Origin of the sequence: Blautia sp. Sow4_E7 (genome assembly GCF_052116245.1) — a bacterium.
Classification (GTDB): Bacteria; Bacillota; Clostridia; order Lachnospirales; family Lachnospiraceae; genus Blautia_A.
On sequence record NZ_JBQKLL010000043.1, the window covers coordinates 1 to 12,933 of the forward strand.

Sequence of the window (12,933 nt, forward strand, 5' to 3'; positions counted from 1 at the left end):
GATTTTATACCCTTTTTGGAAACTGATTGAGCGATGTTTAGGCTACATGGGTCAATTTTCGGATTCATGGTACAGTTATCAGTTTAGATACTGTTCCGTGAATAATTCAGGGTAATTATTGTAGTAACAAACAAGAGGCTGGCACAAAACTGTGTCAGCCTCAAATGATTATTCGGATTTTATTTGTAATAAAACAAATGAAATGCAGAATGCCTATTTCTGGTCATACTGAGCCATATAGTTGTTCACGCAGCGCTTAATCCTGTCAACAGGGTTCAGCAGATGGCTTACGGACATATCGTGGTTCAGTGTGTCAATGATCAGTGCAATGTACTTGCTCATATCACAGGAAATGTAATACGGTTTTGCAAGAAGCTCCTCAGACTGGTATACCATGTTGGTGGTGAGAAGTTTGTCAAATACACCAGCGGCATGTGCCTCATCAAATTTCTTAAGGTTATCTGTAAAAAGTCCAAAAGTAGAGCAGAGATAAATTCTGCCAGCACCTCTCTCTTTCAGAAGAGAAGCAATCTTCAGAATGGTATCCCCGGAAGAAATCATGTCATCGATCAAGATCATGTCCTTACCAGCCACATTTGGTCCCAGGAACTCATAAGCTGCGATCGGGTGTCTGCCGCCTACATTCTTGGAGTAATCCAGACGCTTATAATACATACCCATATCAACACCAAGGATATTGGCAAGATAAATCGCACGACTCATGCTGCCCTCATCCGGGCTGATGATCATGAAATGTTCGTTGTCAATGTGAAGCCCCTGCTCATTTTTCAGAAGAGCCTTGATAAACTGATAAGAAGGCTGTACTGTCTCAAAACCATGAAGCGGTGTTGCGTTCTGGATCTGCGGATCGTGTGCGTCAAAGGTGATGATATTCTCAACACCCATATTGATCAGTTCATGAAGGGAAGTAGCGCAGTCAAGAGATTCTCTTCCGATACGTTTGCTCTGACGGCCTTCATAAAGATATGGCATAATTACATTCACACGGCGGGCCTTGCCTCCGATCGCTGCAATTACACGCTTCAGATCCTGGTAATGATCATCCGGAGACATCAGGTTGGTATATCTGCCGATTGGATAAGAGATATTGTAGTTGCATACATCTACAAGGATATAAATATCGTCACCTCGTACAGATTCGGTGATGACGCATTTACCCTCACCGGAACCAAAACGCGGGTTCTGAACTTTAATGGTATAGGAATCTCTCTTGTATCCTTCAAAGGCGAAAGAATCTGATTCTGAATGCTCACGCTCCTTACGCCACTGAACGAGCCATTCATCGACCTTCTGTCCAAGGCTCTTGCAGCTTTCCAAAGGAACTAATCCCAGTCTTCCAACGGGAAGTGTAGTCAATTCTTCTTGTGCCATTCTTTACTTTCCTCCTAAAAAAATTTTCTGAATGCGGATATCCTTTCCCACAAGCTTGGTCATCTGATAGTTGCTGGCAATACGGGAAAAGGTTCTCTCAGAATAAGTCGCTGAGAAATCTTCCAGTTTCAGGTTTGTGGAAATAATTGTAGATTTTTTGCGCATGATCCGTTCATTGATACACAGGAAAAGCTGTGAGGACACAAAGCTGTTAGTCAGCTCTGTGCCAAGGTCATCAATGATCAGCAGGTCACAGTCAAAAATCGGTTCATCATCAGGGGCGTCGCTGCTTCTGGAAAAAGCAGAGCTGGCAAGAAAATCAAACAGCTCAAATGCGGAAAAATACAGTACACAGTGTGCGCTGTCCAGAAGATCGTGAGCAATACAGTGGGAAAGAAAGGTTTTCCCTACACCGGTGTCACCGTAGAAAAACAGGTTCTGGAAGGAGTTATCAAAGTCCGCGATAAATTCCCTGGCCAGATTGTAAGCGCGGCGGGCTGTCTCACGTTCGGTCAGTCCCGTTGAATCATTTGTTATTGTATCAGAATAAAAGTCAAATGAAAAGTGGTCAAAGTTCTCTTTTTCAAGAATTTCTTTCAAATTTGACTGTGTATAGAGCAGTTCGATCTCTGCCTTCCTGAAACAGGAGCATTTCTGGCTGCCGATATAGCCGGTATCCTGGCAAAGAGGGCAGGTGTAGCTCATCTCCAGATAATCTGCCGGATAACCGGAAGAGAGCAGAAGTGCAGTGCGCTCCTGGGAAAGCAGTGCAATGTCATTGCGCAGATCTTCTATGCCGGTCTCCTGGCGGCTGATCAGAGCACGGGCTTTCCGTGCGCTTAGAGTAGCAACTTCCTCGTCAATTTCACGCAGACGGGGGATCTTCTCATATGCTTCTGCAAGATGCTCCTCCTGCACACGGCGGTTACGGGCCTGGCGGCGGTTGTATTCCCGCATTATGGTATCGTATTGGTAATTCTGTAAGGGCATGTAAATTCTCCTTCCAGGGTGTGGAACATAGAGCGTTAATTGGGTTTGTTCAGTAATTTTTTCTCATACTCAGCGAAATCATAATCCCGCTGATGGAAATTGTTAAAACGGTTGGGCGCAGAAGTCTTGGGCTGGGCAGGCTTGGCTGCGGCCTTTTCCAGTTTGCGCTTCTGGTGCTGGGCATCCTGAACACGAACATCCTCTAAAGTACGGATCTTCTTATCCTTCCAGCACTGCAGGATCTTGTCAGCATAGGGAAAGCTTGGCTGGCCGGTCTGCAGGACAGTCCGGGAACAGGCTTCCTGGATCAGATCCATAGTGAATCCGTAGTCCTTCGTCCAGGTGTTGATCAAAGAAATCTCCACGTCGGAAGGGTTTCGGTTGGTGATCCCCATGGCTTTCAGAACTGAAAAATATTCTTTGCTGTAGCGGGAGGTGGAATCCTTGGCCATTTCAACTGTGGTGATCCCTTCTTCCTTCCAGGCCATGGCAACGGTCTCTATATAGCGGATGCTGCGGTGGTCACGTCCTACGCAGTATTCGATCAGATAGTCGATCAGATCTACAGACATATGCAGTTCGTCATAGAAAAACAAAATCTTACGTGTCTCAGTAGGGGTAAGTGTCTTACCCAGGTACTGTTCGGCAATATAAAGAAGCTGGATAATATCTTCGTTCTGCTTCAGTTCCTTTACCCGGTCCGGTGTGAGCGTCTTACGTTCGGAAACGGGCTGGGAGGAAACTGCGGGGAGAGGTGTATCCGTGCCATAAATGGCGGGAACATCAGCTGGGAATGGTGTATCACCTGTGCCGTCCGCAGTGCCAGTGTCTGCTGGTTCAGAGGAACCTGTATGGTACGGGGCAGGATCTTCTCTGAGAAAACTGGCATTATAATGCTTCTTCGGGCTTACCGCAGCCAGCATATCTGTCTCGTTCCAGGGTACCAGTAATGTAATTCCAGTTAATTCTGCTTCTTCATATAAAAGAGAAACCAGCTTCTCGTTCTCCCAGTATTTCAGTGCGCGGAGAATATCCCCTTCTGTACAGAAAAGGGAGTCTGCCATCTGGGAAAGTCCAAATGCTTCTTTGGGTCTGCCCAGCATACGGAGCAGATAAATATAAACTTTTACAAATTCGCCGTTGGCCTTTGGCATATAACGGTCAATAAAAAGATTGGATAAAACAGTGGCGTCGTGAAGCCCTGTGCTATGTAACTTGATCATGAAAATGCTCCTTATCTGGAAATCGGAATCTGCGCTTAACAGTCATGTGGCTGTCTGGGGACAAACTTACGTTCCTATTTATCTTGTTGTCTGCATTATAGCACACCCCTTTTTAAATGAGAATAGGAGATTTTCTGCCAGACTTTTTCCAAAATGTGTGTGGATTACAATGTGGATAATGTGGATAATGTGGAAAGTAAGTTGCACATAATGTTTATGGGAAACCCGAAAAATGCGGAAAATAAAAGAAAAACTGTGATTCTTGTCGATTTGTTTCGTAATATTATGTTAAGCACTTTATACACATAAGAATCCACATGTGCACCAGTGTGAAAATGTGCATAAGCCTGTGGATAATGTGGATAACTCTTAAATTGCTTGAATTTCCACGCTTTTTTTGATGTGGATAAATTTTTTTGTAAAAAACAGCGGCTGTCAGATCTTAAACGTCATGACAGCCGCCTGAAGCACTATTATTTATAAACCAAATTCAAAATCAATTACTTTCCAAGTAACTGCTCCCCAATTTTCACCACATCTCCAGCGCCCATTGTGATCAGCAGATCTCCGGCCTCACAGTTGTTCAAAAGGAAGGTTTCAATCTCGTCAAAGGTAGGGAAATATTCACATGGTGTGCCAAGCTCCTGGATCCTTGCCTGAAGGTTCTGTGAAGAAATTCCCAGAGTATCGGTCTCTCTCGCTGCATAGATATCAGCCAGAACCACATGATCTGCCAGCTTAAGAGCCTGTGCAAACTCTGGAAGAAGAGCTTTGGTACGGGTGTAAGTATGAGGCTGGAACACGCACCACAGTTTCTTGTGCGGATAATTGTGTGCTGCATTTAAGGTAGCCTGGATCTCAGTTGGATGATGTGCGTAATCGTCCACGATGGTAACGCCTGCTACTTCGCCTTTGTACTGGAAACGGCGGTCTGTGCCAGTAAAGCTTCCAAGCCCTTTGACGGTTACCTCATCCGGGATCTGAAGAAGCTGGGCCAGCGCGATTGCTGCCAGTGCGTTGGATACGTTATGGCTGCCCGGAACCTTCAGATAAAAACTGCCGGCCTTTTTGCCATCCTTCAGGACAGTAAAGGAAGCATGACCATATTTATCATAGGTAATATCGGCAGCCTGGTACTGGGCATCATGCTCCAGACCATATGTAATTACCTTACAGGGAAGATCCTTGATGATCTCTTCATAATGAGGGGTATCGGCATTGATGATCAGTGCTCCGTCAGCTGGAAGCAGCTGGGCAAATTTGCGGAAGGAATGACGGATGTCATCAATATCCTTGAAAAAGTCCAGGTGATCCGCGTCAATATTCAGGATAATGCTGATCTTCGGGAAAAAGCTTAAAAAGCTGTTGGTATACTCGCAGGCTTCTGTGACAAAGGTCTCAGACTGGCCCACACGGATATTTCCGCCGATAGAAGGAAGGATACCGCCTACACTGATGGTCGGGTCTGCATCTGCTTCCAGAAGGATCTGGGAGATCATGGAAGTGGTAGTGGTCTTGCCGTGGGTACCGGAAACTGCGATAGGTGTGTCATAGTTGCGCATGATCTGTCCGAGGAGCTGGGCTCTGGTCAGCATTGGAATGCCTTTTTCCACTGCGCAGGCATATTCCGGGTTATCCGGATGGATGGCAGCTGTGTAAACCACAAGCTCAACATCGTCTGTAATATTAGAAGCACGCTGTCCGTAGAAAATGCGTGCGCCCTTTTGGGTCAGGGAATCGGTAAGGGGGCTCTCCTTGGAGTCGGAACCGGAAACCTTGAAATCCTCGCCAAGAAGGATCTCAGCCAGGCCGCTCATGCTGATTCCGCCAATACCGATAAAGTGAATGTGAAGCGGTTTATGGAAGTCTATCTGATACATAATAATCTCCTTATTAAAAGTAATGATTTGCTAAAACAATTATTTTTTCACTTATTATACCCCGAACCGGCGAAAATGCAAAGGATTTCTTTAGCCAGCCTTGAAGTAAGACAAAGGATTGTTGTTATTACTGTACAAAATGAATAAAAAACAACAACTCTTTTTCCATGCTTGTCGAAAAAACATGTACAATAACGATAAAAAAAGTAAAAAGACGCCAAATATTTTGTAAAATATGTTCACTAAACATGAGAAGTATGGTATAATAATAAATCATAACTACAACAAGAGGTGATAGCATGATTAAAAAAGAAATGATTGCCATGCTCTTAGCCGGCGGCCAAGGCAGCAGACTTGGGGTACTGACAGAAAAAGTGGCCAAACCAGCAGTAGCTTTTGGAGGAAAATACCGCATCATCGACTTCCCGTTAAGTAACTGTATCAATTCCGGTATTGACACAGTGGGAGTCCTGACACAGTATCAGCCTCTGAGACTGAATACCCATATCGGTATCGGTGTTCCGTGGGACCTGGACAGAAATGAAGGCGGCGTAACCGTACTTCCACCTTACGAGAAGAGCACAAACAGCGAGTGGTACACAGGAACAGCCAATGCCATTTTCCAGAATATGGCGTATATGGAGCAGTACAATCCTGATTATGTGCTTATCCTTTCCGGAGATCATATATATAAGATGGATTACGAAGTTATGCTCGACTTCCACAAGGCAAACAAGGCAGACGTGACCATCGCCTGTATGCCCGTACCTATTGAGGAGGCAAGCCGTTTCGGTATTATGGTAACGGACGAGACCTTCCGTGTAACCGAATTTGAGGAGAAACCAGAGCACCCAAGCAGCAATCTTGCTTCTATGGGAATTTACATTTTCAGCTGGCCGGTTCTGAAAGAAGCGCTTTATGCATTAAAGGATCAGCAGAGCTGTGACTTTGGTAAACATATTCTTCCATATTGCAAGGACAAGGGTCAGCGTCTTTTCGCTTACGAATACAATGGCTACTGGAAAGATGTTGGAACTCTTGGCTCCTACTGGGAAGCAAATATGGAGCTGATCGATATTATTCCGGAGTTTAACCTTTACGAGGAATTCTGGAAGATTTACACCAAGGGCGATATCATCCAGCCGCAGTATATTTCAGAAGAAGCCGTTCTGGACAGATGTCTGATCGGCGAGGGCTCTGAAATCTATGGCGAGGTACATAATTCTGTAATCGGACCGAATGTTGTGATCGGCAAGGGCAGTGTGATCAAGGATTCCATTATCATGCGAAATACGACCATCGGTGAAAATGTAGATATGGAAAAAGCAATCGTGGCAGAGGATGTAACCATTGGAAATGACGTGGTTCTTGGCTGCGGCGAGGAAGCACCGAACGTAAAGAAGCCTGCTGTATATGCATTTGGCATTGCGACCATAGGAGAAGGCTCCGTGATTCCGGACAACGTTAAGATTGGAAAGAACACGGCGATTTCCGGCGTGACCACTTCGGCAGATTATCCGGACGGCATTCTGGAAAGCGGACAGGTAATTGCAGCAAAGGACGGTGACAAAGCATGAGAGCAATTGGAATTATTTTAGCCGGCGGCAACAATAACCGCATGAGAGAATTATCAGACAAGAGGGCAATTGCAGCAATGCCTATTGCCGGAAGCTACAGAAGCATTGATTTTGCCCTGAGTAATATGGCAAATTCCAGGATCCAGAAGGTAGCGGTACTGACCCAGTACAATGCACGCTCCCTGAATGAGCATTTAAGCTCCTCCAAATGGTGGGATTTTGGAAGAAAGCAGGGCGGTCTTTTCGTATTTACTCCTACTATCACCAAAGAAAACGGTTTCTGGTATCAGGGAACAGCAGATGCCATTTATCAGAATCTGAATTTCCTGAAGAACAGCCATGAGCCATATGTTGTCATCGCATCCGGTGACTGCATTTACAAAATGGACTACAACAAGGTTCTGGAATATCACATTGCGAAACGTGCAGACATTACCGTTGTATGCACCACCTGCCCGGATCCATCCGAGGTAGAGCGTTTCGGTGTTCTCCGTATGAATGAGGACTGCAGGATCGAGGAATTTGAGGAGAAGCCTATGGTTTCCCCGTACAACACCATTTCTACCGGTATTTATGTGATCCGAAGAAGACAGCTGATCGAGCTGATCGAGAAGGCTGCACAGGAAGGCCGCAATGATTTTGTTAAGGATATTCTGATCCGTTATAAGAACCTTAAGAGAATCTATGGATATAAGATTGACAGTTACTGGAGCAATATTTCCACTGTAGAATCTTATTATAAAACCAATATGGATTTCCTGAAACCGGAGATCCGAAACTACTTCTTCAAACAGGAGCCGGCGGTGAAGACCAAGATCGACGATCTTCCGCCTGCAAAATATAATCCTGGTGCAGAAGTGAAGAACAGTCTGATCTCCAGCGGCTGTATCATAAACGGCGTTGTGGAGAATTCGGTTCTGTTTAAAGACGTTTATGTTGGAAATAACTGTGTAATTAAGAATTCGGTAATTCTGAATGATGTATATCTGGGGGATAATACACATATCGAGAATTGTATCGTTGAAAGCCGGGATACCATCCGGGCAAATTCTTACTACAGCGGCGATGGAGAAGTGAAGATCGTTGTGGAAAAAAATGAGAGATATAGTTTGTAATACCCTGTGAGCTTCTTGGATGGGTGCTGGCTGTGCCCTTGAAGCAGGAATAGAGTAAAGCAATTATATAAAAAAAGACGTAACTATTCAGAAGGCAGTGTTCCGCGAGGTGTTTTTTGTGAACGTAGTTCACAGAAAACCCGAGAATTGCGGCGCGAAATCATGCTTTGCATGATTTCTGTGCATCGCGAAGCGTGTAACTGTGAAGGTGCTGAACAGTTACAAAAAGACTTAAAGCGCAGCAAATGCGATTAAGAGGAAAGGGGCAGCAAAAATGAACATTACAGACGTACGGGTGAGAAAGGTTGCAAAGGAGGGAAAGATGAAAGCCGTAGTCTCCATCACCATTGACGAAGAATTTGTGGTACATGACATCAAGGTGATCGAGGGCGAGAAAGGGCTTTTCATCGCAATGCCAAGCCGAAAAGCAACCGATGGAGAATACCGGGATATTGCACATCCTATCAATTCTTCCACTCGTGACAAGATCCAGACGATCATTCTCGAGAAATACCAGGAAGCTGCAGCTGAGGAAGAAGCAGCTGTATAAAAACAAACGAGGTTTTTACACCCCGCATTTTGTGGAGAAATCTATGAAATGCGGGGTATTTTTTTGCGGGCAGCGAGCTAAAGTACATGATTGCATGAGTCCTTGGCGACTGCCGCGGAAACGAGCAAAATGAGCAGCGAATGCTTTGCCCATTCCCTCAAAATCTAGCGTAGAGTCTGAAATGTATGGCGAAAATATTGTGAAATATTACGCAAATATTACAAAAGTTAAATAAAAGTGTTGAAAAAATTACAAAATGTGTTATACTTGACCTACGAAAAAGATAATGAGGTGTTTACATATATGAGAATGAAGAAAGTTTTTGCGTTACTGTTAACCGGTATGATGACTGTATCTGCCCCGGCAGCTGTATTTGCCTCCTCCACAGAGGAACAGATCGCAGATGTTCAGGCCCAGAAGGACGCGGCCCAGGCAGAACTTGCCCAGGAGCAGGCAAATATGGCCTCCCTGGAGAGCAAGAAACAGGAGCTTGAGAGCTATCTGGAGGAACTGAATGCCCAGTATACAGACCTTACCAATAGTGTTTCTGAGCTTGGAATCCAGGCAGCCGAGAAAGAGGACGAGCTGAAAAACTTAAAGGCACAGCTTGAGGAAGCGAAGGCCACATCCGACAAACAGTATGAGGATATGAAGAAACGTATTGTTTATATGTATGAGAACGGAAGTGCTTCTATGCTGGAGCTGCTTTTATCCTCAGAGGATCTTGCACAGTTCCTGAACCGTGCAGAGAACATTGCACAGATTTCCCAGTATGACAGGGATATGCTTGCGAAATATAAGGCACTCCAGGCAGATATTAAGGCACAGGAAGAGCAGGCTGAAGAAGAGGCGCAGAATATTGACCAGCTTATGGCTGAGAAGTCCGCCAAGCAGCAGGAGGTCCAGGCACTGACTGCAAGCACCAGCGAAGATATCCAGGCTTACATTTATCAGATCAGTGCAAGCCAGGAGGAGATCAGTGCATTAAATACACAGATCGACAATGCGGACAGCAGCATTTACAGTCTCCTGCAGGCTGCTGAGGCTGAGAAAGAAGCAGAAGAGGCAGCTGCACGGGAGGCTAGTGCTTCTGCTGAGGATACTTCTGATTACAGCGAATCAGAGAGCAGCGATACGACAGATGAGTCTGATTACAGCGAGTCTGGGGATGACTATAGTGAAAATTCTTATGAGGATACAGAAGAATCTGGAAGCTCTGAGGATTCCTATACAGAATCTTCCGAAAGCAGCGACAGTTCCCAGTCTTCTGAGAGCGAGAGCAGTTCCTCTTCACAGGGAACCTATCTTGGAACCTTCACCCTGACTGCATACTGCAACTGTGCACAGTGCTGCGGGACTGCTGGAAATCTTACCGCCAGCGGAACGGTTCCTACAGCAGGCAGGACCGTTGCCATGGCAGGAGTACCATTTGGCACACAGCTTCTGATCAACGGAACTGTTTATACGGTGGAAGATCTTGGAACACCTTATGGACATGTTGATATCTATTGCAGCAGCCACTCAGAGGCACTTGCGTTTGGATTGCAGAGTGCGGAGGTTTACAGATTGAATTAAGAGAAATGAGATAAAATAAACTTTGCACGAGTTTTGCTCGTTACCGCAGCAGTCACCAAGGTTTCGTGGGAGCAAGAACTTTGACTCGACAATCGTGTAAATAAGAAACGCCCTGGCAGGTTTGAAAATGTGAAAAACATTTTCCCTGTCAGGGCGTTTTTGCGATTTTTTCTTTGTACTTATTGAGTCTTCTATAAATAGGGGTGACTGTTCAGTATCTGCTGAGTAGTTACAAATAAGGTTCGCCCGGGATTTCCGGATAGCTTCCCATTCCGATCAGCAGCTCCAGCCCAATCTGCCTTGCCTGCAATACCGCTTCTTTCACTGCACTGGCGTCGCCGGAAATGGCAAGGATCACTTCGTTGGAGTGGCTTGTTCCCACACTTGGTGTCATGTACCTTGTAATATGAACTGCGGAAGCCTTCATAGCTGTATCTGCCATTACAAGCCCGATAGCAGCAGGAGAACCTGCCATGAAACCGAATGCCTCACCGGGAACTGCGTTGAAAGCCATGGCAAGTGCGCCGCCTGCATTTGCAGAAAAAGCAAACTCCAGGTGACCGGATTCGCTGATATACAATTCTCCGGCATATTTATTGGTCGATTCCAGCGCCAGGGAAATGGCGTGGCGCACATCAGAAACATCATTTCCGCCGATCACGATATAGTTGCCATGTCCGCCCCAGCCCTTGGTATCACGGGGAAATTCAATGGAAAGAACTTCTGTGCCAGTGGCCTTTACAGCGTCATCTACAGCCGTGATCTGACCGGCAGCACCTGTCCGGGAGCTAAAAAGTCCTAAAGTGTGATAGTGGGTTCCTATATTCATTTCTTTTAAAAGAGTATCGTCAACTCCTGAAATTACAAGTCCAATGGTATCCAGAACTGCAGTCCCCACAAATTCTGTGCGGGTGCATTTGGTACTGATACTGTGCACGTCCATGGGAAAAACCTCCGTAACATTTCTTTTTCTTAGTTTAGCATGATTCCGGTGATTTGGAAAGTTTTCCGGAGAAATTTCTGTATAGCAATTTTCGCGCAGATAAAAGTGATCGTGTGTCGTTCGTAAACTTGAAAATAATTGTAAACCAAAACATAATAACTGGTTGACAATTCATGCCGGATTGTGTTAGATTGTATCTGACAAAAATAATATTTACCTGAGGAGGAGAATATGAGTACCGCAACCGCAACAAAGACAAAAACATACGACCTGGCTTACATAGCTATTTTTGCCGTACTGATCGCAATCTGTTCCTGGATTTCCATTCCAATGACAGTGCCGTTTACCTTACAGACATTTGGTGTATTTATGGCTGTTGGCGTGCTTGGAGGAAAGAGAGGAAGCCTGGCTGTACTGGTTTACATTTTACTTGGAGCTATCGGCGTTCCTATATTTGCAGGATTTTCCGGAGGACTTGGAATCCTTCTTAACAATACCGGCGGTTACATCATCGGATTTCTTTTCTCCGCCCTGGTAATGTGGGCAATGGAATCCCTCTGGGGCAAGAAGCCGGTGATCCAGATCCTTTCCATGGTTGTGGGTCTGATCGTCTGCTACGCAATGGGAACCATCTGGTTTATGGTTGTATACACACGTACAACAGGAGCCATTGGACTTGGAACCGTACTGGGCTGGTGCGTGATCCCGTTCATCATACCTGATCTTGTAAAAATCGCTCTGGCATTTGTTTTGTCCAGAAGGGTACGTAAGATTGTACCAATGCAGTAAAAAAGAACGTCAGACATATCCCATTCGCCCTCATCACGGGATGTGCCTGGCGTTTTTTATCGGAAACGGCTACAGCAACGGATTTACAGCCCATATGCAGGAAATGCTGGAGCTTTTTGGAAAAGGTGCGGACGTCTGTCTTACAGTAAAAACAGACGAGATCTGCTCCGCCTGTCCAAACAATTGTGAGGGAATCTGCAAGGCAGCAGAGAAAGTAAAACGGTATGATAACGCAGTGCTGGCGGAATGCGGTTTGAAAGAGGGCCAGAAGCTTGCATTTTCAGAATTTACAGAAGCTGTGCAGCAGAACGTTATCCAGACTGGGAAAAGACTGGAAATCTGCGGCGACTGCCAGTGGAACCGGATCTGCGAAGCCCAGCCCAGCCGTTGGAAAAAATAAAGAGTGTTAGCAGAGATAAAGGAAAGAACCGGATTTCTTTACAATAAGAAAGTCCGGTTCTTACAATATGGAAAAGAGCAGTGAAAGAGACAATGGTTGGGAAAAAAATAAGCAGATTCGTAAAAAATTCGTGACTAAATTCGTGACCAGCTGTTTTACAAGGCAATTTCCGCGTCCCCTTTTTAAGCATAAAAAAACACCGAAACCCTTGATTGCTCAAGGCTTTCGGCGCCCCTGCCAAGTAGTCGAAGTGACGGGATTCGAACCCACGACCTCTGCGTCCCGAACGCAGCGCTCTACCAAACTGAGCCACACTTCGTCAACGACAAGTGATATTATACATATATATAACCGAATTGTCAACAGAAAAATTAAAAAAAATTAAAAATAAACTGGTAAGTCGCAAATTTCTATTGATCTATTCATTTGATGCAAATTTCCAGAAGTGGTGGGAATGCGTTTTTATGAATGAAAATCTTTGTATTTCATATACATTAAT

General features: G+C 45.2%; 11 protein-coding genes and 1 tRNA gene. 6 read left to right on the plus strand and 6 right to left on the minus strand.

Annotated features, from left to right (window positions below):
- Nucleotides 1–213 precede the first annotated feature (213 nt).
- From ACTQ50_RS16570 to murC, 4 genes are all read right to left on the minus strand, one after another.
- The gene (locus tag ACTQ50_RS16570) at nucleotides 214–1,392 is read right to left on the minus strand and encodes a ribose-phosphate pyrophosphokinase (RefSeq protein WP_441485112.1); all 1,179 of its coding nucleotides are present in this window, start codon (nucleotides 1,390–1,392) and stop codon (nucleotides 214–216) included.
- Nucleotides 1,393–1,395: 3 nt separating this feature from the next.
- Nucleotides 1,396–2,382: an ATP-binding protein gene (locus ACTQ50_RS16575; RefSeq protein WP_441485113.1), complete on the minus strand. Its 987-nt coding sequence runs from the start codon at nucleotides 2,380–2,382 to the stop codon at nucleotides 1,396–1,398.
- A gap of 35 nt (nucleotides 2,383–2,417) precedes the next feature.
- Complete coding sequence (locus ACTQ50_RS16580) at nucleotides 2,418–3,605, minus strand: DnaD domain protein (RefSeq protein ID WP_441485114.1); 1,188 nt, start codon at nucleotides 3,603–3,605, stop codon at nucleotides 2,418–2,420.
- A gap of 500 nt (nucleotides 3,606–4,105) precedes the next feature.
- Entirely contained in the window at nucleotides 4,106–5,485 is a 1,380-nt protein-coding gene (gene murC, locus ACTQ50_RS16585; protein ID WP_441485115.1) for a UDP-N-acetylmuramate--L-alanine ligase, read from the minus strand.
- 299 nt (nucleotides 5,486–5,784) lie between these two features.
- Here murC and ACTQ50_RS16590 point away from each other — a divergent pair, with 299 nt between their 5' ends.
- The 4 genes from ACTQ50_RS16590 (at nucleotide 5,785) to ACTQ50_RS16605 (ending at nucleotide 10,302) form a co-directional block, all read left to right on the plus strand.
- A complete protein-coding gene (locus ACTQ50_RS16590) occupies nucleotides 5,785–7,062 on the plus strand; it encodes a glucose-1-phosphate adenylyltransferase (protein WP_441485116.1) in 1,278 nt (425 codons plus the stop codon).
- On the plus strand, nucleotides 7,059–8,177 hold the full coding sequence (gene glgD / locus ACTQ50_RS16595; RefSeq protein WP_441485117.1) for a glucose-1-phosphate adenylyltransferase subunit GlgD: 1,119 nt from the start codon (nucleotides 7,059–7,061) through the stop codon (nucleotides 8,175–8,177). The genes ACTQ50_RS16590 and glgD overlap by 4 nt, the downstream gene beginning before the upstream one ends.
- 274 nt (nucleotides 8,178–8,451) lie before the next feature.
- Nucleotides 8,452–8,727 (plus strand): septation regulator SpoVG, encoded by a 276-nt coding sequence (gene spoVG / locus ACTQ50_RS16600; protein WP_118577982.1) that lies wholly within the window; start codon nucleotides 8,452–8,454, stop codon nucleotides 8,725–8,727.
- 303 nt (nucleotides 8,728–9,030) lie between these two features.
- Nucleotides 9,031–10,302, plus strand: a complete 1,272-nt coding sequence (locus ACTQ50_RS16605; protein ID WP_441485118.1) for a PcsB-like coiled-coil domain-containing protein — start codon at nucleotides 9,031–9,033, stop codon at nucleotides 10,300–10,302.
- 229 nt (nucleotides 10,303–10,531) lie between these two features.
- On the opposite strand, the gene pduB is transcribed toward ACTQ50_RS16605, so the two are convergent.
- Nucleotides 10,532–11,245, minus strand: a complete 714-nt coding sequence (pduB, locus tag ACTQ50_RS16610; RefSeq protein ID WP_441485119.1) for a microcompartment protein PduB — start codon at nucleotides 11,243–11,245, stop codon at nucleotides 10,532–10,534.
- A 231-nt stretch (nucleotides 11,246–11,476) separates the two neighbouring features.
- Between pduB and ACTQ50_RS16615 the strand changes: the two genes are divergently transcribed.
- Nucleotides 11,477–12,034 (plus strand): biotin transporter BioY, encoded by a 558-nt coding sequence (locus ACTQ50_RS16615; RefSeq protein ID WP_441485120.1) that lies wholly within the window; start codon nucleotides 11,477–11,479, stop codon nucleotides 12,032–12,034.
- Nucleotides 12,018–12,434: a DUF1284 domain-containing protein gene (locus ACTQ50_RS16620; RefSeq protein ID WP_441485121.1), complete on the plus strand. Its 417-nt coding sequence runs from the start codon at nucleotides 12,018–12,020 to the stop codon at nucleotides 12,432–12,434. The genes ACTQ50_RS16615 and ACTQ50_RS16620 overlap by 17 nt, the downstream gene beginning before the upstream one ends.
- 245 nt (nucleotides 12,435–12,679) lie before the next feature.
- On the opposite strand, the gene ACTQ50_RS16625 is transcribed toward ACTQ50_RS16620, so the two are convergent.
- Nucleotides 12,680–12,753: transfer RNA gene (locus ACTQ50_RS16625), tRNA-Pro, on the minus strand.
- Between the last annotated feature and the right edge of the window lie 180 nt (nucleotides 12,754–12,933).